This is a genomic window from Cryobacterium algoritolerans (genome assembly GCF_004402785.1).
Classification (GTDB): domain Bacteria; phylum Actinomycetota; class Actinomycetes; order Actinomycetales; family Microbacteriaceae; genus Cryobacterium; species Cryobacterium algoritolerans.
This window is the reverse complement of the sequence record NZ_SOFP01000047.1, coordinates 223,093-244,438: the sequence shown is the minus strand read 5'-3', so window position 1 is coordinate 244,438 and position 21,346 is coordinate 223,093. Positions and strand designations below refer to the sequence as shown.

The window sequence follows — 21,346 nt, the reverse complement described above, 5'->3', positions numbered from 1 at the left end:
GCGCATTCCCCAAATCCAACGTCGTGGAGGGGCATTGCCTGGCCTGATTTTTATCGCTCTTTTGGCAGGAAACCAGCCGCTAACTTGGCCGGTTTCCTGTGCCGAAACGGCCTACAAAGAGTTGATCACACACACGATCGCCCTCGTTGTCCGGCACCGTCGTGCTTGGACTGCGGGCGCGAGGCTGGGCCGTTCTGCTGCCTCTCGTGGAGGTCGTGGAGGTCGTGGAGGTCGGGGAGGTGGGCGTCGGCCCGGTCCCGGGCAACACCAGCCTGCCTGGCGGGCTTGTCGGATCCAAACACTCGATATCCCACTGGATGGGCCGGTGGAGAAGCTCATTGACTGGCACCACCGACAGGTCATGACAACAGGCCTGCGCCAGTCAGCAGCCGTAAGCCAGGAACGACTCGACGGTCAGCGGCTCTTCTTATTGGCTGATTGAGTCCTATTGGGGGTTTGGCCGCGTGGCCTCGGCGATGGCGTCAGCCGCGCGCACGAGTGCGAGGTGGGAGAGCGCCTGCGGAGTGTTTCCGACCTGGCGTGAACCGACGACGTCATATTCCTCGCTGAGCAGACCCACGTCGTTGCAGAAGCTCACCAGTCGATCCATCAGGGTGCGCGCGTCGGCCACCCGGCCGCTGCGGGCATACTGCTCCACCAGCCAGAATGAACACGCGAGGAAGGGGTGCTCGCCTCCGGGCAATCCGTCCACTCCCGATTCCGTGCGGTACCGCATCAGCAGGCCGTCGTGCAGCAGCTCCTCCTCGAGGGCCGCGACGGTTCCGAGCATCCGCGGGTCATCGGCGGCAACGTAGCCGATCTGGGACAGAAGCAGTAGGGAGGCATCCACTCCGGTGCTGCCGTAGTACTGGGTGTAGGTGTTGCGGGATTTGTCAAAACCTCGCGATTCGATCTGGGTACGAACCTCGTCTCGCAGGTGAATCCAGCGCTTCACCGGACCATCCAGCCCGAAGTCGGTGACGGCTCGCACTGCGCAGTCGAATGCGGCCCAGATCATGGCCCGGGATGACACGAAATCGCGTTGCGGACCGCGGATCTCCCAAATGCCGTTGTCGGGGCGCCGCCAGTGCTCCTCCACATAGGTCATCAGGGCGCGCTGAAGCGGCCAGGAGAATTCGTCCTCGGCCACACCGAGTTCGCGAGCCGATTGAAGGGCGATCATGACCTCGCCGAAAATATCACCCTGGTATTGCCGCCAGGCGTCGTTCCCTACCCGCACCGGGGAGGCTCCGCCGTAGCCGGGCAGGCTGTCCACCTCCCGCTCCGTGAGGCGACGTTCACCGGAGAGGCCGTACATGATCTGCACGTCGCCAGGATCGCCGGCCACGGCCCGGAGCAGCCATCTGCGCCACGAATTCGCCTCAGCGTGGAATCCGTGCCTGAGCAGCGCGTTCAGAGTGAGGGACGCATCGCGCAGCCAGACGTAGCGATAGTCCCAGTTTCGATGGCCGCCGAATGACTCGGGGAGGCTTGTCGTCGCTGCCGCGACGATGCCGCCCGTGTCCTCGTGGGTGAGAGCGCGTAAAACGAGCAGCGAGCGGTGCACTTCGTCGTGATAGATCGGCGAGGCGATACAGTGGGATGCCCAGTCCTGCCACCAGCGGGTGGTCTCGGTAAGGCGGTCGTCCACCTCAATCCGCGGGGGGAGCTCGCGGTACGATGGATACCAGGTCATCGAGGCATCGACCCTCTCCCCGGCATCGACGGTGAATTCCGCAACGTGAGTGTGGTCGGCCGCTCGCAGTTGCGGCCCGCGCATAATCACGGCATCGGGCCCGGCGACCGCCACAAGCCCGTGACCGTGTTCGTCCGGTGCCTGGCGCACCCAGGGGAGCGCCTCCGCATAGTTGAAGCGGAACCGCAGGTCCATCATCATGGGCACGCTGCCCCGAAGGCCGGTGACCCGGCGGATCACATCAGCGCGCCGGTCGCCGTGGGGCATGAAGTCGGTGACCTCCACCTCGCCGTCAGCGGTCTCCCACCGGGTGACGAGGATGAAACTGTCCTCTTCGTACCGCCGGGATGTCGACAGGACCTCGCCTGCGGGAGCGAGCAGCCAGCGTCCGTGATCTTTCGTGCCCAGCAGGGCGCCGAAGATGGAAGGAGAGTCGAACCGGGGGAAGCAGAGCCAGTCGATGCTGCCGTCCCGTCCGACCAGACCGGCGGTGTGGCAGTCGCCGATCAGGGCGTAGTCCTCGATGCGCAAAGCCATTTCGTCAGTCTCGCAGAGGCATCCTGTGCCCATGCCCAACCACATCGGAACTCTCGTCATACTCGGAGGAGGTGGACATCGTCTTCGACGAGACCATTGGCTTTGAGGGTCGCGCCGGGTACTACGACAAGGCCGGCGCCCTCGTTGACATGATCCAGAGTCACCTGCTTCTCGTGATGGCGCTCGCAGCCATGGAGCCCTCGTCGAGTCTCGACGCCGACGACCTGCGCGGATCGAGGCCAGGTACTGCGCGCCACCGCTCGAACGATCATGTCCGACTCGCTGGGGGAAGAATTCAAACACTTCAGCATGGAAATCGAACTCCTCCTTCGACGTCCATCAAAGTGGCGAGGAATCGCGAGAGGCATCCTCTTCACAGAAGGTGACGATCACGGAGAGGATGCGGAAGCGCCCGCCGAAGGATCAGGGTACAGAGACGGAGATGAACTAACTCGTGTCGCCGGGCGACAGGAAAAAGGCATTCCGGGTGAGGCGAGCTGGCTTCGAGTCAGCTGTCGCGGGTAAGCACCAACCTCGGTTTTCACGCACAATCTTGGTTTCTCGGCGAGCGTGTTCAGGGGTAGAGACTGGTGGTGGAGGGCACCATCGCGGCGTGCGGGGCGATCCTGCCGTCGGAGAGCTTCTGATTCGTGCCGCGAAGTTAGGCGGTGATCGCGAAGAGACCGGCGATGCCGATGAGGTAGAGGGTCAGCACGATGAGGGAGTCAACGCCGATACCGACAACCTGCTTTTTCGACCTGAAGATAATGCCGACGATGTACACGGACGTCAGTAACGCGGCGAGGGCTGTGAGGTAGATATCGGTCGGTCCGATGTGTGGAAGAACGGCTTGCCCGGAGATGACGGTTGCAATCAGGAACAACCCGGGCAGGAACGCGTTCCCACCGAAAATGTCACTGATCGCTAGGTTGTCATCGCCTTGCCGGATTGCTTGCAGACCTGTCGAGATTTCCGGTAGCGAGGTCGCGACTGCCAGGACAGTCGCCCCGAACAACACCTCCGAGAGTTCGACCTGACCGGCCGCGGCCTCGCCCGAGCGCTCGAGGACAACACCGGCGACCAGAGTAGCCGCTGCAGACTGCGAAAATCAGGGTCACTTTCCCCGTCGGTCGGTCTTTGTGCGGCGACTGAGGCGGCCGACGTCGATGCCGGGATGATGAGGGGTGGATCCGGGGGAACGACCGTCCTCGTGCCATGGCAAATGCTTGCCAGCACGGCGCACGAGCACCAGACCTACGATCCACAACGCCGCAATGATCACCACGTCCGGGGTCAACCGGGCGAACATCAGATCAAACGGGAGCTGACTGCCGGCGAGTGCAACGGAAAGTACGGCCACTACAGTTACGGCCTCCAAAACCAGCACGAGCGATGCCGCCCGGTGAGTTAGCGGATTCGCGCCTGTGCCCCGTTTGCCGACCGCGTCCAGGACCACGATCGCCACCGTCTGAAGAGCGATACCACCAAGGATGTTGCCCACAGCAATGTCCAGATTTCCCGATACGGCTGCGGTGACAGTGATGGCAATCTCGGGAAGATTGGTGGCCACCGCCAAAACGATCAGTCCGCCGAGCGCGCTCCCCAGATGCAGCCGGTCATCCACGACGTCGGTGGTCTTGGATAGTTGGATACCCGCAATCCACACCACCGCGGCCGCGCAGGCGAAGATCAACACAAGCAGCCACAACGGGAAGACGTTCATATGGTCAGTAAACCCCCCTTGGGCCACGGTCGCCGGCGCACAATCGATTCAAGCCATCTGGCATACATCAGGGGAGCATGGCCACGCAGTTTGTCCGAACTAGGTGGCAAAAGTCCGAACTAGCTCGGCTTGTGACAAGTGTGCCCCCAGGCAGCTTCGAACTGCCGCCCCTGCCTCCGGAGGGCGAAGTGAGCCCTTTCGCCGCCTTTCCGATTTAGGGAACGTCCGGATTGATTGCACATTATGATCAGATCGTATCGGTGTCAATCAGGTTATTTTTCCCTCAAGTGTTGCCATTCTGTTGCCACAAAACGAGGTGCTTCATCAGGAAAAATCAGCGCGTGGCGGAGCTGACGGTCGATCGGGAAGGCCCTTGGCGAAGATGCGTTCTAGGAGCAGGACGGCGCGTTCGGTCAGACCGTCTCCTGGATAGAAATCCTCGAAGAGCTGCTCTGCGGCGGCGACGGTGTGGATGTCGTTCAGGACGAGGAGGTGAACGATGTCTTCGGTGTCGCGTCCGGGCCGCGCGGCGTTGAGCTTCATCGCCAGCAGAGCTTCGACGGGTGCGATCCAGATGGACACGTTCTCGTCGTCGAAGAGGGATTCCCATTCGACTGAGCGCCCCCAGCGTGGGATAAATATGGTCGCTTTGTCATTGAGCCAGTCGGCCGGCCAATCCCGTTCACTGGCGATCTGCCTGATGATGGGCTCGAGCTGGTCAAGCGGTTGGATCTGGGCGTCAATGTCGGCGGTCGTCGCACGTTCGAAGTAGGCGATCCGGAGCGCGGCTCCGCCGACGATCCGGATAGACACGTCACGGATGCCGGCCTCATGCGCTCGCTTCACGACTTCACGAAGACCCGAAACCAGGTCATTGAGATCGAGTGGGCCGGCCATCAGACGCTGGCCAGCGTTTCTCGTTCAAGGAGCACGTTACGACGCAGGAACGCCAGCGGCACATTGGTCGGGTCGGGCTCAAGGTCGTACTCGCCGAGCTGCGGTGACTGCGGGTTGGGAAGAAACCGACTCGGGTCGTTGATCCAGCGCGCCTTGGGCAGCTTGCCTTTGCTGAGCCAGTGCTCGGCGACGGCGGCGAGGGCGGCATCCCACGCGGCGGACCCGGTGGGGGGCGGCTCGACGAAGGTCAGGATGACACGGTCGGCGCCTGTCGTGCGTGCGAGCTGGTCCGAGTAGTCGAGGAAGGCACGAAGTGCGGCATCTCGGCCCGACCCGCGAAGAGCGCTCGCGATTCGATCAGCGGTGTCGACGGCATCCGGCCCGATGCCGGGCACTGCGACGAGACGGTGGCCAGTTTGCTGCAACAGACGTTCCAAGGTGTCGACGGTGGGGACTCTGCGGCCGCTCTCGATCGATGACACGTCGGGTTGGCTCGTGAGGGCGCGGGCGGCGAGATCGGCCTGGCTGATGCCGCGACTCTGGCGCGACGCGCGGAGCAGAACTGATGCGCTCATTCGATCACCGGCCTCTCCTGCCATATCTAAGTAGATATACCAGTGTAACTGATCGGGCGTGTTGCTGACCAGAGACCTGTTCGTTTGGGTGTTCGTTTGGCTATTCGTTGAGAGCGAATAGGCAAACGAATGGTTTGAGAGGTTATTTCCCTGATCAGCCACCACACCCTCGCTGCGCTCGCTTCCCAACCCCCCACACCCAACGACATTGTATGGCGGGTTGGGAAGTAAAGCTGTGGTGGCTGATCAGGGAAATGGAAATGGAAAATGAGATGGGGGAGGTTAGAAGAAATGAAATGAGAAAGATAAAAACGAGAAGGCGCGAGTGGCTTCCGCACCAAGCGTGATGCGGAACGCTTTCTCGCGAACATCGAGGTCAACAAGAGTCGCGGTGCCTACGTCGATCCCTCGAAGGCGCGGGTGCTCGTGGGGGAGTGGCTCGACCTGTGGATGGATAGCCGCTCGGACTGGCGCGCCACGGCAAGGGAGCGAGCGCGCGGCATCGTCGTTCGGCCCATCCGGACGCAGCTGGGCAACTATCCACTCGGCGCGCTCAACCATCAGGCCGTCCAGGCGTGGGCGAGCGGTCTGTCCAGGACGCAAGGGCCGGCGAGCGTGCGCAAGATCGTCAACGTGCTGTCCGGGAGCTTGCAGGTGGCCGTCAAGGATGGCCGGCTCGCGTCCAATCCGGCGCACGGCCTCAACCTGCCGAAGGTGCACAAAGTATCCAAGCGCTACCTGACGCATGAGCAGGTGCGGGACCTGTCTGCGGCGGTCGATGCGATCGGGCGAGGCAGGTACCTCGGGCACCTCAACGGCTACGGGCTGCTGGTGAAGGTGCTCGCCTACTGCGGGCTGCACTGGGGCGAGGCCTCCGGGCTGCGGGTGCAGGACATCGACTTCGTGCGCGGCCGGCTCGAGGTGTAGCACACCGTTGTCGAGATCGACGGATCGCAGATCGAAGGCCAACCCGAGGACTACGAGGCCCGCTTGATCCCGGTCCCCGCGTCGATCCCGGTCCCCGTGTCGATTCTCGCCGACCTGCGCGTGCTTGCGAACGGTCGGCAGGGCGGTGAGCCGGTCTTCGCGGCCGCTCGCGGCGGCTGGCTGCGTGGGAGGGTGTTCCGCCGAGGCTGGCTCGACGCCGCCGCAGAGCAGGCTGGCATCGCCGGATTGACCCCGCACGAGCTGCGGCACACGGCAGCGAGCCTGGCCATCAGCGCCGGGGCGAACGTCAAGGCGGTGCAGAGGATGCTCGGACACGCATCCGCTGCGGTGACCCTGGATGTGTACTCGGATCTCTTCGACAGTGATCTGGATGCCGTTTCGTCGGCACTCGATCAGCTCATCGTCCAGAAGAGTGTTGCCTCCGGCCGATCGCTCGAACAAGGCGCATAAGGAAAAACCAAGTCCTGTATGCGGATGCCCATTGGATGGAGCCGAGCGGCCGCAGAAATCACAGAGCCCGAACCCCTGGGCAGGCTAGCTCTTGAGGGGACTCCAGCGCGGCACTTCTTGCACCGTGCGCGGAGGCGCTTTTCGGACCCGGGTTGATGACCTGAAGTACAAGAACGCCAGTGATGCATCGACAACGACGCCGAGCACGACGTCGAACATCAACTCCGGTCGCTCAGTATTTGCAACGACCACGCCGTTGGCGGAGTTCAGTACGAGGAGCGTTCCGATGATGTATCCGGCTCGGGGCCCGGAAGTTATTCTTCACCAGGCGCGGGGTGGCTCGATGTGTTCGCCCAATCCGCGGAAGGATCGCACTCCTCCGAAATAGAGCAGGACGGTCAGAGAGTTTGCAACGACGGCATACATCGGATTTGGGACCATGAGCGGCCGGATCACAATTTCGATTGCGACCAGCGAGACCACGCCGACGAGGATGTAGGCGATCTTCCAACGCGTCTTACGCAGGCGAATCATGGCGTGAGCCTACTGGTGAGGGCGATCAACCCAGTGCGAGCTTGAGGTGAACACGCATCCGGATCAAGGCCAGCGCCTGGGCAATCGATTCGCCTTGGAAGGTCCGTGGCCGAAGTGAGTATATGCCGATTCGGCATCCTGGTCGGATTTCGGACCGTTTTGCCAGCGCTCAATCAGGTCAGCGCTCAGAAAAGTGTTGCCAAAATGTTGCCACGATCGATTCTGGGCTGAAATCTCCTGAGAAGAACTAGCTTCTGATCAGGATTTTTTTGATGTTGTCGCGTGACACGCTAGTTCGGACAAGTTGCTAAGACCGGACACCCGGAATTCTGCGGAAATCCAAACGAGGGAGTTGATAGGTTTTGCCATCGGGCTTCGGACACGCGATCGCCTGCAGAGGCCACCCTTGTGCGTCGTAACTTACGCGGTCGGGAGTGTGCCCCTCCAGCTCGTGATGGCGGCACTTTCGGCGTCGCCGAGCCCAGCTGATGACAGGAACGCCTCTACATCGAGGCCGGCGAGGGCTGCGCGAAATGCACCTTCTGTCGTGGTGCCGTATGTCTGGCACAGTGCTTCGATCTCGGGTTCAGCGTTGTTCCGATTCGCTGTCGCCGCCCGCAGATCCGCCAGCCGGACGGTTTCGAGATAGTCGTCGACGATCGCGTCCGGTTCCGCATCGATGGCAGCGAGAAGGAGCATTGCGATGAGTCCCGTTCGGTCTCTTCCGCCCATGCAATGAAAGAGAACCCCTCCCGTTGGCGCGCTGGCTAGGGCAGACAGAACTGCGATACTGCGCTCGGGCATCGCGTCGAGGTGAGGCAAGAAGTAGAGTGCCGTTCCGACGAGCCCGTTGCTCCAGGAGTCCGTCCAGAAGTCGGCATTGTCGAGACCGTCCAGATCGAAGTTAAGAGTGGTCAGCCAGTCGGGTCGCGGCTGGGTGTCCTGCGCCCGTTCTCCTGCCTGGCGGAGGTCGACGATGGTGCGGATGCCGGCCTCGTGCATCTGGTCCCACCCTGCCGGGGTGACCCAGTCGACGTTCTCGGAACGGAAGAAGACGCGCCTGGGAGTCAGCGTTCCATCCTTTCGACGCAGGCCACCGAGATCGCGTGCGTTGACCAATCCTTCAACACTCAAAGTTCGGCTTTCAAGACTCGACTCGTTGACCATCGGCCCAGCATAGGTGCAGTCATTTGCCGCTTGTCCGGACGCGACATGTCGGGTACCCCTAGCGGCGCCTTAGCGTCCATGTCGACCCGCTGAATTTCTGCTTGCCGGCTACGGGCAGTCCCTATCGACCCTTGACAACCGTGAAAGGATCTGGCGAGTCGCGAAATAGGATCTGCGTGAGGGCAACGCTTCGGCCCGGTGTGGACATGAGCTGGATGAGAGCAGTTTCACAGACATCGGAGGAACACATGACTCAAGAAAAAGACCACCCGGCCGGGACAGACCACGAACTGGGAGCGTTGCTAGCCCGGGGTGCTCGCCCAACGACCGAGGCGACAACAGAGGTCCGTGACCAGCTGGCGGAGATGGCTGCCGTGATCGTAAGCACGAGCCAGGTACGTTCTCGTCGGCGCATGGGCCTGATTTCTGTGATCGTCGCCCCGATGTTGGTGCTGGGCGCAGCCGGCGCGGCGTACGCGGTCACAACCATTGATTGGTCGCAGCTTTGGCACAACACGCCCGAATGGGCCGAGTGGGCGCAGGACCCGGACGCGACTGTCCATTACGCCTTGCCCGGCGGAGGCACGTGTGAGTTGCGTCTTGGCGAGGTTGTTTACAGCCCTGACCCGAATCGCCCTGCTGACGTCGCCGCCGATCCTAGGGCGGAAGAGGCGGCCCGAGGCTTCCTGCGCACGACGAACCTGCTGACGGTCGCGGATGTGGAGGCCACGATCACGACCATGCGCGACAAGGACGAGAACTGGGCTCAATCAGACGACGGAACTGCAGTGCCATTCGGGTACGGCACGGACAACTACAACGCCGACGTCGAGTACAACTTGGCGGTGAAGCAGGCCATCCAAGTCGCGGTGACTGACCACGTCGAGTCGATGGGGATCCCGTCGACGGGACTTGGTTTTCAAAGTCAAGAGCAGTGCACCGGGGCCGCTCAGTGAGAAGTCGCGCGCGGGACGGTGACGAACAACGATTCCACGACATCACCGGCGAAATTGGCCCCGAGCTGCTGCGGTACTTCCAACGGCGAATCAGCAGCGATGCCCCTGACCTGGTCGCGGAGGTGATGGTCACCGTCTGGCGCAAACGTGCGCTACTCCCGTCAGAACACGAGCACGCCCGGATGTGGTGTTTCGGGATTGCCCGCAATCTGCTCCGAAATTACTCCCGAGGCGAGCGACGGCGCAGCGAGCTCAGCAGCGCACTCCGAGCGACTGTCTCCGTGACAGATGTCGAGCTTGGCAGCGAGGAGGCCGTCGCCATCCGGGATCTCATTGCCAAACTGGGCCCGGACCTCGCAGAGGTCGTCACGCTCACGCATTGGGAGGGATTTAGCCTCGCCGAAATCGCACGATTGCAGGGTGTGCCCGCCGCGACGGTGCGGGGAAGATACCGTCGCGCGCGCCTAGCGCTGCTTGCCGCCTTGTCAACCGATGTGGCTCCGACCCTTCTCTAGGCACCGAACTCGCATATGGGTCCCTGCAGACCGACGGGCCAGCTAGGAACCTTCATGGCTCAACCCTCTGCGCCACCACCGACGTCGGAAGCTTCCGCACGCAGCCCAGATGCGCTTGCCCGAGCTCCCGCACGCTCAGCGGACTGGGTCACAGCGGTCAGAGCGCCGCCGCCTTGGCGCGCAATACAGCACTTTCGCGCTCGTTGGTGGCGAGCCGGGCTGCGGTGAGCAATTCCGATCGGGCCTCCTCCGTGCGTCCAAGGCGCGCGAGAAGTTCTCCGCGAACGCTCGGGAGCAAGTGTGAGCCGCGGAGTGCTCCATCGAAGGCGAGTTGGTCGACGATGCGCAGAGCATTCGCCGGGCCCGTTGCCATGGACACGGCTACGGCGCGGTTCAGTTCGACCACTGGGCTGGGTGCGAGTCTGCCGAGGGCTTCATAGAGCAGCACGATCCGATCCCAATAAGTGTCGTCGATACTCGGCGCCACTGCATGGCACTCGGCAATGGCTGCTTGCAGACCATAGCTTGCCCGTCCCCGGCCGACTCCGTCCGCCCGCAAGAGCGCTGCTCGCCCACGCCGGATCTGTGCGTGGTCCCACCTCGACCGGTCCTGGTCGGTGAGAAGTATGGCCGTGCCGTCGTGGGCGACGCGGGCGGCGAAGCGTGAGGCTTGAAACTCCATTAGGGCAACCAGTCCGTGCGCCTCGGGTTCGCGCGGCACGAGTTCAGCGAGCAAGCGGCCCAGCCGCAGCGCCTCGTTCGCGAGTTCGGGTCTGATCCAACGATCACCGGATGTCGCTGCATATCCTTCGGTGAAGGTGAGGTACACCACCCCAAGCACGGCCCCGAGCCGCGAGCTCCACTCGTTCGGATCCGGCGCCTCGAACGGAACCTGCGCGGCGGCCAGCGTCTTTTTTGCTCGGACAATGCGTTGCTGCACGGTCGGAACCGGGACGAGAAGCATCCGGGCGATTTCCTCGGTCGTGAGGCCACCGACGACGCGGAGGGTGAGGGCGACCTGTGCCTCGCGCGAGAGCACCGGGTGGCAGGTGATGAAGACGAGTCGGAGCACGCTGTCGTCGATCAGTTGCCACTCGCCGTCACCCGCCTCATCGAGGTCGTGCGCCATGGCACGATACCGTTCGTCGAGTCGTTGCCGTCGCCGCCACCCGTCGATCGCCTTGCGCTTTGCAACAGCCGTGAGCCAGGCGCCCGCATTTTGCGGAACGCCTGACACCGGCCACTGGGCAAGGGCATCAACGACGGCCTCCTGGGCAAGATCTTCCGCCAAACCGAAGTCGCCGGTCATCTTCGCAAGAGTCGACACGATTCGTGCGCTCTCGATGCGCCACACCGCGTCGACGGTGCGCCGTGCGTCAATCATGATTGCTTCAGATCCGACTCGATTGTCGGATCACTCCTGGCCGTTCTCCGCACGCCACGCCGCTTCGTTCACGAGGGCATCGGTTTCGGCAAATTCGGCGAAATCGCTCATCTCGGTGACCCTTCGCACCTCGAGCGTCGAGCCGGGTCCGAGCGGGCACCGACGGGCCCACTCCGCGGCCTCTTCCTTGGAAGAGGTCTGGATGATCCAGAAACCGCTGAAGAGCTCATGTGTCTCACCGTAGGGGCCGTCGGTCACGATCGGGGCTTCCGCCGAGAAATCGACCAGGAAGTTGTCGGTCATCGCATCGGCCAGTCCTTCGGCCGCCAGGAGAACTCCCGCCTTTGTCAGTGACTCGTTGTACGCGCCCATCTTCTCGATGATCTCCTTGAACGGAACCTGTTCGTAGGACTCACGAGCTTCGTCTGTTGCGCGCATAATCAGCATGTACTTCATGGGAATCTCCTTCGGTCATGAGAACGCGGAATGCGTCCCTCAAATAAAGCGTCGAACAGCAGACGCCCGGATCGACAAACGCCGAGCAAGAAAATGCGTGGGCCTGTACGACGACTTACCTCCGTAGCCTTCGGCCCGCGTCCGCGCGTTGCACCCGTAGGGCGCGTTACTATCCTGCATCACGCCTCGGCGACGGGCAGGCGACGTCGACGGGGCACGGCCTTGACCGCGAGCACGGCGGTCGCGACGATGCGGCCGACGGCGTTGATCCCGCACCACGCGATGGCGACGCCGCACAGGAACGCGGGTACCGACTGCAGTAGCCCGGGGAGCGTGATCTGCGTCTCGGTCACGAACAGGCAACACACGTCATGACCACCATCGGCATCATCGGCTCAGGCAATATGGCCACCGCCACCGCCACCGCCATCGGCACCCGGGCGGCGAAGTACCACCACGCCATCGAGCTCATGAGGGGCAACACCGCCAAGGCTCAGGCATTGGCCACGCAGATCGGCAACGCCGCCACCGTCGGCACCTTCGGCACAAAGCCGGCGGGCGACATCGTCGTCCTGGCCGGCCTGTATGCCGGCGCGGTTGACGTGGTCGCTCACTACGGCGATGCCCTAGCTGGCAAGATCCTCATCGACATCACCAACCCGTTCAATGCTGACGCCAGTGGAGTCATGACCACCCCGGGCAACTCCGTGGCCCAGCAGATCGCCGCCGTCGCTCCCGAGGGCGCTCACGTCGTCAAGGCATTCAACTCCATCTTCGGCGGCGTCATTGCTGAAAACAAGCCCGTGGACGTGCTCTTCCCCGGCGGCATCGCTGAGGCGAAGGTGAGTGTCGCGGCGTTTATTGAGAGCTTGAACATGCGGCCCCGCGACGCAGGTGCGCTCCAGATGGCCCACGCCCTTGAATGGGCCGGAATCCTCGTGGTGGGGCTGGCAAACAACGGCGGCGGCTTCGACATCGCATTCGGCGCCGACGTCCTCTGAAAACTCTCCCCACGAGCGAACGTGGCGACGGTCTCTTCGAACGGCAAGCAGGATAATCACCAGCTCCCTTCGGGACACTTCTTGCGATCGAGATCTGCGACCCGAATAGAAGTTGCTTCCTGGCGCCAGGGCGAGCACGTCCAAGCTTAGTTTGCGTCAAACGGTGGAGCGGCCTGAGCCGCTCCACCGTTTGACGCAGGGGCCCTTGATCGATGCGGGTGAGATACATAGTGCATCGCCAGAGCTGGGCTCGCTCAACGTTTCAAACTGAATCGGCTACTGGGCGACAAACGTGGCGATCGTGCCGGAATTTCGGTCGTAAAGTAGTCGACCAAAGCCGAAGAATGAGCGATACCAGGTAAACCAGTGGTAGCGGGTAGGCGAACGTCGTGACCACCAAGATCCATGACGATACGGAATCTGCCGCGCCCGCGGCGACACTGCCACAGACGGCCGACTACCCAAGCTCGCTGCGACACGTCCGCGCGGAAGCACGATGAGCCTGGACCCATGCCAGCGGTGTCACTTGGGGACCTCCAACGGGAACGGTCCCGCGGAGACTAGACCAGCATCGCCTGCCCATGCAGAATTGTCGCGTTTGACCTGTCCGGAGAGAAGTCGCGCTCAGGTGCGTCAACTGCGACAGGCTGAGGCCCGCATTCGTGTTACGGCCGCGCAAGACAGTGGCATGGCTCTCAACGGGCTTGGCGGCCGGTTTGTCCGAACTAGGTGGCAAAAGTCCGATCTGGACCGACACGCGACAGATGTTGTCGCGTGACAGGCCAGTGCGGACAAGTTGCCAACATCGGACACACGGAATCCCGCGGAAGCTGAGGTGAAGGACCAGCGCGTTTCTGCCAACCTACTTCGGACACGCGTAACGGCCGAGTTGGATCCGGCGGAATGTCTGTTGGGGCGTCGTTAGTCCAGGGGCTGGTCATTTGAGGAACCCTCTACGCGACGCCCTATCGGTTAGTTGGGCTGCAGAAGTAGAGAGCCTGAGGCTAGTCCTTCTCCTTCAGTTGGTGCAGGAAGCCGCGGAGGTCATTGATGAGAAGTTCGGGCTCTTCGAGGGCGGCGAAGTGGCCGCCGTGATCTTCGAAGTCGTTCCATCGGACGATCGTATTCGCTTGGATGAATTGTGAGCGGATGCCGACGTCGTGCGCGAACTGGATAGCTGCGGTCGGCACTCCAGAGTTTGCTGGCGTGGCGCCCCAGGAATTTTGGGCGTAGCCGACGTAAGCGGACGAGCCGCCGCTGGCGGTGAACCAGTACAGCGAGGCGTTCGCCAGGATCCACTCGCGCCCGAGGATCTCATCAGGCAGCGTCTCGAGTGGCCAGGTCCAGGAACGGAACTTGTCGAGCATCCAGGCCAACTGGGCAACAGGCGAGTCGGCAAGGGCGACGCCGACGAGGCCCGGCCGGGTGGACTGGATGGAAATGTAGCCATACTCCTCGTTCATGAACTTGCGAACGCGCGCCATTCGGTCCTGATCGAGGGGGCTCATCGCGGCGCGGTCGTCCTCACTGATATCGCCGGAGAAGCCCAGCGCTCCGTTGATGTGCACGCCGATCACGCGTTTAGGGGCGACGCGGGCGATTTCCGGGGAGATGACGGCGCCGAGGTCGCCGCCCTGCACCAAGAAGCGCCCGTAGCCGAGGCGGTCCATCAGCTCGACCCATGCCGCAGCGATGTGCGCGGTGGTCCAGCCTGCGCTGTTGAGCGGAGTGGAGAAGCCGAAGCCGGGCAGCGAGGGGATGATCAGATGCACGGCATCTGCCCTGTCTCCGCCGTAGGCCTCCGGCTCAGTGAGCGGTCCGATGAGGTGCAGGAACTCAAGGAACGATCCGGGCCAGCCATGGGTGAGGAGCACCGGCGTCGCATCCGGCACGGCAGAGCGAACATGGGCGAAGTGGATCCGCTGACCGTCGATGACCGTCATGAACTGCGGGACCTCGCTCAGACGCGCCTCGAAGGCCCGCCAATCGAAATCCTCGGCCCAGTCGGTGACCAGATCCTGGAGGTAGCCGCTGGGGATTCCCGTGTCCCAATCGTTTCCAGGCAGCGGGGCAGGCATCCGAGTCGTACGAAGGCGGGAGGTGAGGTCGTCGATGTCTGCCTGCGGGATGTCGACGCGGAAGGAAGTGATCGTGCTGTCGTGTGTGGTGTCCATGAGCGCACTCTCGCAGGCAAGTCGGACAGGTCTTGTCCTGCTATTTACGGGATGATGGATTCTATGTGGGATACGCCCGGGCGGCTGCTGCGACTACTGGCGCTCCTGCAGCGGCGGCGCGACTGGAACGCGGAGCAACTCGCCGAAGAGCTTGACGTGACGCCACGCACCGTGCGGCGGGACATCGGCAGGCTGCGGGAGCTCGGCTACCCTGTCACGACCGTGCTGGGTGCCGGCGGCGGCTATCAGCTCGAGGCCGGGGCAACACTGCCGCCCCTCATGTTCGACACCGACGAAGCCATCGCCGTGATGGTCTCTCTCCGGGACATGGTCGCCAACACCGCCGCCGGTACCGCCGAGGGCGCCTTGAGCGCGTTCGACAAACTGCACCGGGTCATGCCACCCCGGTTGCAGCCCGTCGTCGAGGCGTTCCTGGCTCACACCAGCAGCCTCGACCTGGGGGCAGCAATCGGTCCATCGGCTGGACCGGTCAACATCACCACGCTCGTGCTCCTCGCGCGCGCCTGCCGCGACCGCCGACAACTCCTGTGCCAATACCGCCGCTACTCGGGCGAGACCGGAAACCGGCAACTCGAACCGCTACACCTCGTGCATACGATGGGCCACTGGTACCTCCTCGCCTACAGTCTCGAGTCCTCTGGATGGCGCACATTCCGCGTCGACCGGCTCAGCGAAACGCAGATCACGAACAAGCCCAGCTACCCGCGGAAACCGCCAGCCGAGGACCTGCACGAGTATGTGACAGCGCAACTAGCGGCCGGATGGCGGCAGGTCTCAGGAACCGTGCGCGTGCACGCTCCGCGCGCACAGGTTGACGCCTGGATCAGACCGGCCTGGGGAACGGTCACCGAGGAGACCGCTAATACGTGCATTGTGAACGCGGGTGCCGACAGCTACCAGGCAATGGCCAGATGGCTGCTACTCATCGGCGCCCGCCTCACCATCCTGGAGCCAGCCGAGCTCCGCACCGCATTCACGGGCCTGGCAGCCGAAATCGCCCGCATCGCCGACGACAACCCCGCCGAGGAACGTGCCATCTGACGAACCGTCAGCGCATTCAGGCCGATCTGTTGCATACGCTGTCACTCGGGACTGATGTTTGGGGAAGGACCGTCATGCCGGCCGAGGCCAGGGAAGGCGCAATCGATCTACGAGACCATTGGTGGTGGCGCTCCGGCTGGGAGAGAGGGACTCGCTACTACACCTGGCATCTCACCTTTGAACATGAGCCCGCGCTGCAGCGGCTCGTCCTCGACTATCAAGAAGTCCTGAGGGGCTTCTCGTTTCTGGACCCTGTACCGATCGAATGGCTGCATCTAACCCTCGTCGGGGTAGGGAATGCAACGACTGTCAATGATCTGCACGTGCGCACGGTCATTGATCAGGTTCGAGGCGAGATCGCTGGGGGGCCACCGATCTCACTCACCTTCCAGAAACCAGTTGTTCTGCGGGAGGCGGTCTCGCTCATCGTCGAACCGACCGAATCCCTTTCGAGGCTGATGGCAACGCTCCGCCACGCAGTGACTGGCTCCTTGGGAGCAGCGGCTCCACCTGAGGATGCCCGCTTTCCATTTGTCCCACACGTGACGATGGCCTACGTCAACGCTGACGCGGACGGACGGGGAGTGATACGTGCTCTGGAGCACAAGCCGGAGCGGGTCGCGGCCCGGGTCTCGCCGGTTCTCGCACTCATTGAGCTCCACCGTGACAACCGGCAATACGAGTGGCGAACCCTGGAGGAGATCCCGCTAGCGGATTAGAGGACATTGAGCTTCTGGGGCCCCACAGCGTGCCGTCGCGCAGCCGAACCTTCAGCGGGTCAAAACCTTAAGACCATCGTGTCCGAATTGCCGGCCCGCCCCGCGACCACGAATCCGTTGCTCACATATAGTGCGCGGGCTCGCTCGTTTTCATCCTCGACACTCAAGCTCAATCCCCGGAGGCCACGATCCGCTGAGGCCCGTATGGTCCGCTCAAGAAGAACGCGGCCCACGCCCTGGCCTCGATGAGTGCTCATTACGCCCATGCCCAGCTCGGGGATGTCCTCGTCAACGAATCCATATCCAGGATCTTCGGCGGTCATGAACCTCGCCCACGCGGCCCCGACCGGCTTCTCCGCCTTGTGTGCAAGGAAACCGAAATCTGAGCTCCGTTTCCAAGCGGAGAGGTAGTGCCACAGGTGGGGGGTATTCATGATCGATTGCAGAGTCGCAGTCTGCCGGTCCTGGCGCCAGTTAACTGCCTCTAACAGCATCGCAGCGAGAAAATCGATGTCCTCAGTCGAAGCATCGCGGATATGCAAGGTCATGACAGCGTTCCTCAATTCAGACAAGTGGCTAGGTCGATTTGTCGACATGGATTTGCGCGCTTATCGAAGGAACATGTCTCGAGTGTTGCAGTCATTGCGCGTGACGTCCAGCCGCAAACACTCGGGTTCTACCTAGGCAATGGACGAACCTCTACCGGCAATCCGGCTTGAAGCCGGCCCCCGCTCACGCGCGGGGGGCTGTCGACGATCAGACCTCGTGCCAGGCCGTGACGAGGTCAAGCAGGCCAGGGAATCGCTGGTTGAGGTCTTCGGTGCGAACTCGACTGCGTCGCTCGAGACCGTACTGTCGCTGCCGGATGAGTCCTGCCTGTCTGAGTGCTTTGAAGTGGTGAGTCAGGGAGGACTTGGGGCGGTCGAAGCCGAACCATCCGCAGGTGTGGTCGTAGTTCTCGGATTCGAGCATCAACTTGCGCACGATGGTCAGGCGCAGGGGGTCAGCCAAAGCCCCCAAGACTTTCTCGAGCTGCAGGTCATCGACCGACGGCTCCGGCAGAGGATCGGGCAAGTTCTCGGGCTCGTCATGGACGGGGGTCTCGATGGTGACGCGCTCTGCAGCAGGAGCCATGGCACCAGTGTAACCAAAGTACGAGTCTTCTCGTACTAATGCTAAGTTCGAGTTTTCTCGAACTAAGCAGATGGAGGACACATTGACTCAGACTTCCACGCGTCCGCCAAACCCAGCCGGCGCCGGCCTGACCGGCGTGTTCCCGATGGGGTTGGCCGCCTGGATCGTGACCGCGGTATTCATGTTGTCGAATTCGCCAACCCCGCTCTACGTGCAGTGGCAAGACCAGCTGGGCTTCTCATCGGGGATGCTGACCGTGATCTTCGCCGCGTACATGGTCGGGCTGCTCGTGACGCTGACCGTGGCCGGACAGCTGGCTGACCGGTTCGGACGCAAACCAGTTCTTATCCCGGGGCTCGTTCTCGCCATGGTGGCCTGTGGTCTCTTCGCGTTCACGTCCTCCGTTCTCGTGCTCGTCGCCGCCAGGTTCCTCACCGGTATCGCGGTCGGTGTGATCGTGTCTGCCGGCATGGCTGCCGTTGTTGATGTGGGAGGCCCGGCCCGGCATCGCCAAGCATCCCTTGCGGCATCCGTCGCCATGGTCCTCGGTGCGGGGCTCGGGCCCCTACTGTCGGGATTGTTCACTCAAACGCTGCCCGATCCTGCTCCGATTGTCTTTGCCGTCGAGTTCTTCCTCCTCGCGACAGCGTTGGCCGTTGCGTGCGTGCTGCCACTTCGCCCTCCGGTCTCACACCCGGCCGCCGACCGGCCCCGGGTGCCCTTCCGATTCCAATTGCCGCGTGTCCCAAGGCCCAACCGGCACCACCTTCTTTACGGCATTGCTGTCTTCGCGCCGGGGATCACCGCTACCTCGTTCGTGCTCGCCCTCGGCCCTTCCCTCTTGGCGGACCTGTTGCATGCGACCAGCCCGTTCATAGCCGGCGCAATGGCTAGCGCGATGTTCCTCGCTGCCACCGGTGCCCAATTCGCTGTTCACCGGCTACACGTTCGCAGCATCCTCCTCGGCTCCATATCGACGACCCTGGCGATGATGAGCCTCATCATCGCGGTCGTTGTCTCGAATCCGGCCCCGCTCGTGCTCGCGGCGCTCCTCGCAGGAATCGGCCAGGGCCTCGGCCAGCTCGGGGGCCTCACCCTCATTGGAACCAACGTTCCAGCGAATCATCGCGCTGAAGCAAACGCGGTCCTGAACATCGGCGGTTACATCCCCGCCGGGATACTCTCAGTAGCCACCGGCTACCTCATCGACTCCGTCGGGCTGAGCGTCAGCGTCGCCCTCTTCGCCATACTCCTCAGCCTGGCTGCACTCACCGGCGGGACGCTGATACTCCGACGCTTTCCCCGCGGCTAGTCTCTCTGGAATCGGGTCCGCTCAGGGGCGGGTCCTTTCCGGAACCCTCAGAGGCACGATCACTCCCATCCGTCGCCCCCTGCCGGGTGGGATTTCACAGCAGTGCTGGATATTTCACAGCAGTGCTGGATTTTGAGCCATTCTCTCTATCTGGTTCCCACCTGGATCCCTCAGACCTCTGGTGTTTGGGGGAAGGTCGCAAGATGAACGCCCCTTCACAACCACCGATCCGTGTGATTGCGCCGGAATTCTGGGCACAGAGGCTTGATAGCGTCGGGGGATGACCACTCACACGCTCGTCGTTGCCGCCGTCTGTTTTCGTGATGCTGCCGACAGGATCCTCACGGTCCGCAAGCGCGGTACCACCGCCTTCATGCTGCCGGGTGGCAAGTTGGAGAACGGTGAAGGGCCCACTTCGGCCGCTCTCCGGGAAGTGTTTGAGGAACTGGGCGTGCAGATGACGAGAGACGACCTCACATTCCTCGGCAGCTGGACCGCCTCCGCGGCGAATGAACTCGACACCGAAGTCGACGCGACGATCTATCTCAGTGGCATGGCGGTCTCGCCTATCGCATCAGGTGAAATCGAGGAGCTGCGTTGGGTACATCCAGCAGACTCCACAGATCCCGCCTTTCTGCTCGCGCCCCTGCTTCTCGATTTCGTGTTTCCAGCGTTGGCCGCCTAATGCGAGTCGCAATCTTCACGGGATCCGCAGCCGGAAACAAGACGGTATTCACTGAGCACGCCGCCGCGCTTGCCGGCTCTTTGGCCGACCAGGGAATCGGAATTGTCTACGGTGGAGGCAACGTCGGTTTGATGGGCGTCATCGGTTCGGAGGCTCTCTCCCGAGGCGGCGAAGTTCTCGGTGTGATGCCGGCATCTCTAGTTGAGCGCGAACTGGCGCATCCGAGCCTCACTCGGTTGGAGATTGTTCAGTCCATGCACGAGCGCAAGGCACGCATGGCGGAGTTGTCCGACGCCTTCATCGCTCTTCCAGGCGGCACGGGAATGTTGGGGGAATTCTTCGAGGTTTGGACGTGGCAACAACTGGGGATCCATGAGAAGCCGGTCGCGTTGTATAGCATCGACGGGTTCTGGGATCCGCTGATCGCCGCGATCGATGCGAGTGTAGAGGCGGGATTCATGCGGCCGGCGTACCGAGACGTGTTGATCATTTCGGACGACGCGCAGGATCTACTGACTCAGCTCAGAAACTGGAATCCGGCACCCCACAAATGGACTGGGCCCAGTGAGGCGGCGGTAATTCCTCTCCCTTAACCGAACCCTGAACGGTTGGTCTAACGGTTTCCCGTGCCGGTTCAGGCAGAATGATCGCATGTCGAGAAACGAGCCTCCGTTGCGCTCGGTGAGCCAGGATCCCGACGCGCCCATTCTGCCTCGGGATGTGTGGCCCGCGACGCTTGCCCCGATCGCGCAGCTCCTCGATGGTGGTCTCGAACTGGGTCCAGTGACCGTATTCGTCGGCGACAACGGAGTCGGCAAATCGACTCTCGTTGAGGCCATCGCCGGTGCCTACGGCATGGGACCGGAAGGAGGATCGACCGGCTCCAGACACACCACTCGCAGGTCCGAGTCCACCCTCGCCGACCACCTGCGGTTGAACCGAGGTCTCGGCGCCGGCCGGGGCGGCTTCTTCCTCCGCGCGGAAACGATGCACGGGTTCTTCACCTATCTGGAGGACAACCCCGGCGGAAACGACCCCGTATTCCACGAGCGCTCGCATGGCGAGTCGTTCCTCGACCTTGTGGCTGCCCGGTCTCGTTACCCGGGCTTGTGGATCCTTGATGAGCCGGAATCAGCGCTCTCGTTCACCGGATCGCTTGCTCTGCTCAGCGATCTCCGGGACATTGTTGCCGCCGGTGGGTCTCAAGTGATCCTGTCCACTCATTCACCGATTCTGGCGTCAATACCCGGTGCGGAGATCTATGAGGTCGGGCCCTGGGGATACCGTCGCTGCGTCTGGGAGGATCTCGACCTGGTTCGGAATTGGCGATCGTTCCTGGACGATCCGGAACGGTATTTCAGGCACTTTCGCTGACTTCGACGCATGCAACACTCGTCGTCACGCCGCGGCTGGAATCGCTG

General features: G+C 62.7%; 25 protein-coding genes. 12 read left to right on the top strand and 13 right to left on the bottom strand.

Going from position 1 to position 21,346, the window contains the following annotated elements:
- Positions 1–445: 445 nt before the first annotated feature.
- Positions 446–2,233, bottom strand: a complete 1,788-nt coding sequence (locus E3O19_RS11135; protein WP_134567579.1) for a glycoside hydrolase family 15 protein — start codon at positions 2,231–2,233, stop codon at positions 446–448.
- 71 nt (positions 2,234–2,304) lie between these two features.
- Here E3O19_RS11135 and E3O19_RS18850 point away from each other — a divergent pair, with 71 nt between their 5' ends.
- Complete coding sequence (locus E3O19_RS18850) at positions 2,305–2,619, top strand: hypothetical protein (RefSeq protein ID WP_420898605.1); 315 nt, start codon at positions 2,305–2,307, stop codon at positions 2,617–2,619.
- Between the two features lie 275 nt (positions 2,620–2,894).
- Here E3O19_RS18850 and E3O19_RS18345 read toward each other — a convergent pair whose 3' ends face one another.
- The 4 genes from E3O19_RS18345 to E3O19_RS11115 form a co-directional block, all read right to left on the bottom strand.
- Complete coding sequence (locus E3O19_RS18345; protein ID WP_277613029.1) at positions 2,895–3,317, bottom strand: hypothetical protein; 423 nt, start codon at positions 3,315–3,317, stop codon at positions 2,895–2,897.
- A 30-nt stretch (positions 3,318–3,347) separates the two neighbouring features.
- A complete protein-coding gene (locus E3O19_RS18340; protein ID WP_241981322.1) occupies positions 3,348–3,956 on the bottom strand; it encodes a hypothetical protein in 609 nt (202 codons plus the stop codon).
- A gap of 324 nt (positions 3,957–4,280) precedes the next feature.
- Positions 4,281–4,802, bottom strand: a complete 522-nt coding sequence (locus E3O19_RS17950) for a DUF6036 family nucleotidyltransferase (protein WP_174776924.1) — start codon at positions 4,800–4,802, stop codon at positions 4,281–4,283.
- Positions 4,803–4,852: 50 nt separating this feature from the next.
- Positions 4,853–5,428 (bottom strand): helix-turn-helix domain-containing protein, encoded by a 576-nt coding sequence (locus E3O19_RS11115; RefSeq protein WP_166804544.1) that lies wholly within the window; start codon positions 5,426–5,428, stop codon positions 4,853–4,855.
- A 426-nt stretch (positions 5,429–5,854) separates the two neighbouring features.
- On the opposite strand from E3O19_RS11115, the gene E3O19_RS11110 reads away from it, so the two are divergent.
- Both E3O19_RS11110 and E3O19_RS11105 read left to right on the top strand, forming a co-directional pair.
- Positions 5,855–6,355, top strand: a complete 501-nt coding sequence (locus E3O19_RS11110; RefSeq protein WP_134567575.1) for a tyrosine-type recombinase/integrase — start codon at positions 5,855–5,857, stop codon at positions 6,353–6,355.
- A 63-nt stretch (positions 6,356–6,418) separates the two neighbouring features.
- Positions 6,419–6,826: a tyrosine-type recombinase/integrase gene (locus tag E3O19_RS11105; RefSeq protein ID WP_166804543.1), complete on the top strand. Its 408-nt coding sequence runs from the start codon at positions 6,419–6,421 to the stop codon at positions 6,824–6,826.
- A 321-nt stretch (positions 6,827–7,147) separates the two neighbouring features.
- Here E3O19_RS11105 and E3O19_RS11100 read toward each other — a convergent pair whose 3' ends face one another.
- Entirely contained in the window at positions 7,148–7,360 is a 213-nt protein-coding gene (locus E3O19_RS11100) for a hypothetical protein (RefSeq protein ID WP_134567571.1), read from the bottom strand.
- A 420-nt stretch (positions 7,361–7,780) separates the two neighbouring features.
- A complete protein-coding gene (locus E3O19_RS11095; RefSeq protein ID WP_134567569.1) occupies positions 7,781–8,527 on the bottom strand; it encodes a tyrosine-protein phosphatase in 747 nt (248 codons plus the stop codon).
- 248 nt (positions 8,528–8,775) lie between these two features.
- Here E3O19_RS11095 and E3O19_RS11090 point away from each other — a divergent pair, with 248 nt between their 5' ends.
- Positions 8,776–9,483 carry a hypothetical protein gene (locus tag E3O19_RS11090; protein WP_134567567.1) on the top strand — a complete coding sequence of 236 codons (708 nt, stop codon included), beginning with the start codon at positions 8,776–8,778 and terminating at the stop codon, positions 9,481–9,483.
- On the top strand, positions 9,480–9,998 hold the full coding sequence (locus E3O19_RS11085; RefSeq protein WP_241981321.1) for an RNA polymerase sigma factor: 519 nt from the start codon (positions 9,480–9,482) through the stop codon (positions 9,996–9,998). Before E3O19_RS11090 ends, E3O19_RS11085 begins: the two co-directional genes overlap by 4 nt.
- Positions 9,999–10,155: 157 nt before the next feature.
- On the opposite strand, the gene E3O19_RS11080 is transcribed toward E3O19_RS11085, so the two are convergent.
- The 3 genes from E3O19_RS11080 to E3O19_RS17825 form a co-directional block, all read right to left on the bottom strand.
- Entirely contained in the window at positions 10,156–11,382 is a 1,227-nt protein-coding gene (locus tag E3O19_RS11080; RefSeq protein WP_134567565.1) for an RNA polymerase sigma factor, read from the bottom strand.
- Between the two features lie 30 nt (positions 11,383–11,412).
- Entirely contained in the window at positions 11,413–11,838 is a 426-nt protein-coding gene (locus E3O19_RS11075; RefSeq protein WP_134567563.1) for a YciI family protein, read from the bottom strand.
- A gap of 179 nt (positions 11,839–12,017) precedes the next feature.
- A complete protein-coding gene (locus E3O19_RS17825) occupies positions 12,018–12,191 on the bottom strand; it encodes a hypothetical protein (RefSeq protein WP_166804542.1) in 174 nt (57 codons plus the stop codon).
- Between the two features lie 18 nt (positions 12,192–12,209).
- Here E3O19_RS17825 and E3O19_RS11070 point away from each other — a divergent pair, with 18 nt between their 5' ends.
- Positions 12,210–12,839: an NADPH-dependent F420 reductase gene (locus E3O19_RS11070; RefSeq protein WP_134567561.1), complete on the top strand. Its 630-nt coding sequence runs from the start codon at positions 12,210–12,212 to the stop codon at positions 12,837–12,839.
- 1,004 nt (positions 12,840–13,843) lie between these two features.
- On the opposite strand, the gene E3O19_RS11065 is transcribed toward E3O19_RS11070, so the two are convergent.
- Positions 13,844–15,013 (bottom strand): epoxide hydrolase family protein, encoded by a 1,170-nt coding sequence (locus E3O19_RS11065; protein WP_134567559.1) that lies wholly within the window; start codon positions 15,011–15,013, stop codon positions 13,844–13,846.
- 63 nt (positions 15,014–15,076) lie between these two features.
- Here E3O19_RS11065 and E3O19_RS11060 point away from each other — a divergent pair, with 63 nt between their 5' ends.
- Both E3O19_RS11060 and E3O19_RS11055 read left to right on the top strand, forming a co-directional pair.
- Positions 15,077–16,075 carry a helix-turn-helix transcriptional regulator gene (locus E3O19_RS11060; RefSeq protein ID WP_166804541.1) on the top strand — a complete coding sequence of 333 codons (999 nt, stop codon included), beginning with the start codon at positions 15,077–15,079 and terminating at the stop codon, positions 16,073–16,075.
- Positions 16,076–16,149: 74 nt separating this feature from the next.
- Positions 16,150–16,794: a 2'-5' RNA ligase family protein gene (locus tag E3O19_RS11055; protein ID WP_134567555.1), complete on the top strand. Its 645-nt coding sequence runs from the start codon at positions 16,150–16,152 to the stop codon at positions 16,792–16,794.
- A gap of 59 nt (positions 16,795–16,853) precedes the next feature.
- On the opposite strand, the gene E3O19_RS11050 is transcribed toward E3O19_RS11055, so the two are convergent.
- Together E3O19_RS11050 and E3O19_RS11045 are read right to left on the bottom strand one after the other, a co-directional pair.
- Positions 16,854–17,342 carry a GNAT family N-acetyltransferase gene (locus E3O19_RS11050; RefSeq protein ID WP_134567554.1) on the bottom strand — a complete coding sequence of 163 codons (489 nt, stop codon included), beginning with the start codon at positions 17,340–17,342 and terminating at the stop codon, positions 16,854–16,856.
- 208 nt (positions 17,343–17,550) lie between these two features.
- The gene (locus E3O19_RS11045) at positions 17,551–17,928 is read right to left on the bottom strand and encodes an ArsR/SmtB family transcription factor (protein WP_134567552.1); all 378 of its coding nucleotides are present in this window, start codon (positions 17,926–17,928) and stop codon (positions 17,551–17,553) included.
- An 82-nt stretch (positions 17,929–18,010) separates the two neighbouring features.
- On the opposite strand from E3O19_RS11045, the gene E3O19_RS11040 reads away from it, so the two are divergent.
- The 4 genes from E3O19_RS11040 to E3O19_RS11025 all read left to right on the top strand — a co-directional run bounded on the left by E3O19_RS11040 (position 18,011) and on the right by E3O19_RS11025 (position 21,299).
- Positions 18,011–19,240 (top strand): MFS transporter, encoded by a 1,230-nt coding sequence (locus E3O19_RS11040; protein ID WP_198413896.1) that lies wholly within the window; start codon positions 18,011–18,013, stop codon positions 19,238–19,240.
- A 280-nt stretch (positions 19,241–19,520) separates the two neighbouring features.
- Positions 19,521–19,925: an NUDIX hydrolase gene (locus E3O19_RS11035; protein WP_134567549.1), complete on the top strand. Its 405-nt coding sequence runs from the start codon at positions 19,521–19,523 to the stop codon at positions 19,923–19,925.
- A complete protein-coding gene (locus E3O19_RS11030; RefSeq protein WP_134567547.1) occupies positions 19,925–20,518 on the top strand; it encodes an LOG family protein in 594 nt (197 codons plus the stop codon). Before E3O19_RS11035 ends, E3O19_RS11030 begins: the two co-directional genes overlap by 1 nt.
- 58 nt (positions 20,519–20,576) lie before the next feature.
- Entirely contained in the window at positions 20,577–21,299 is a 723-nt protein-coding gene (locus tag E3O19_RS11025; protein WP_134567545.1) for an AAA family ATPase, read from the top strand.
- Positions 21,300–21,346: the final 47 nt, after the last annotated feature.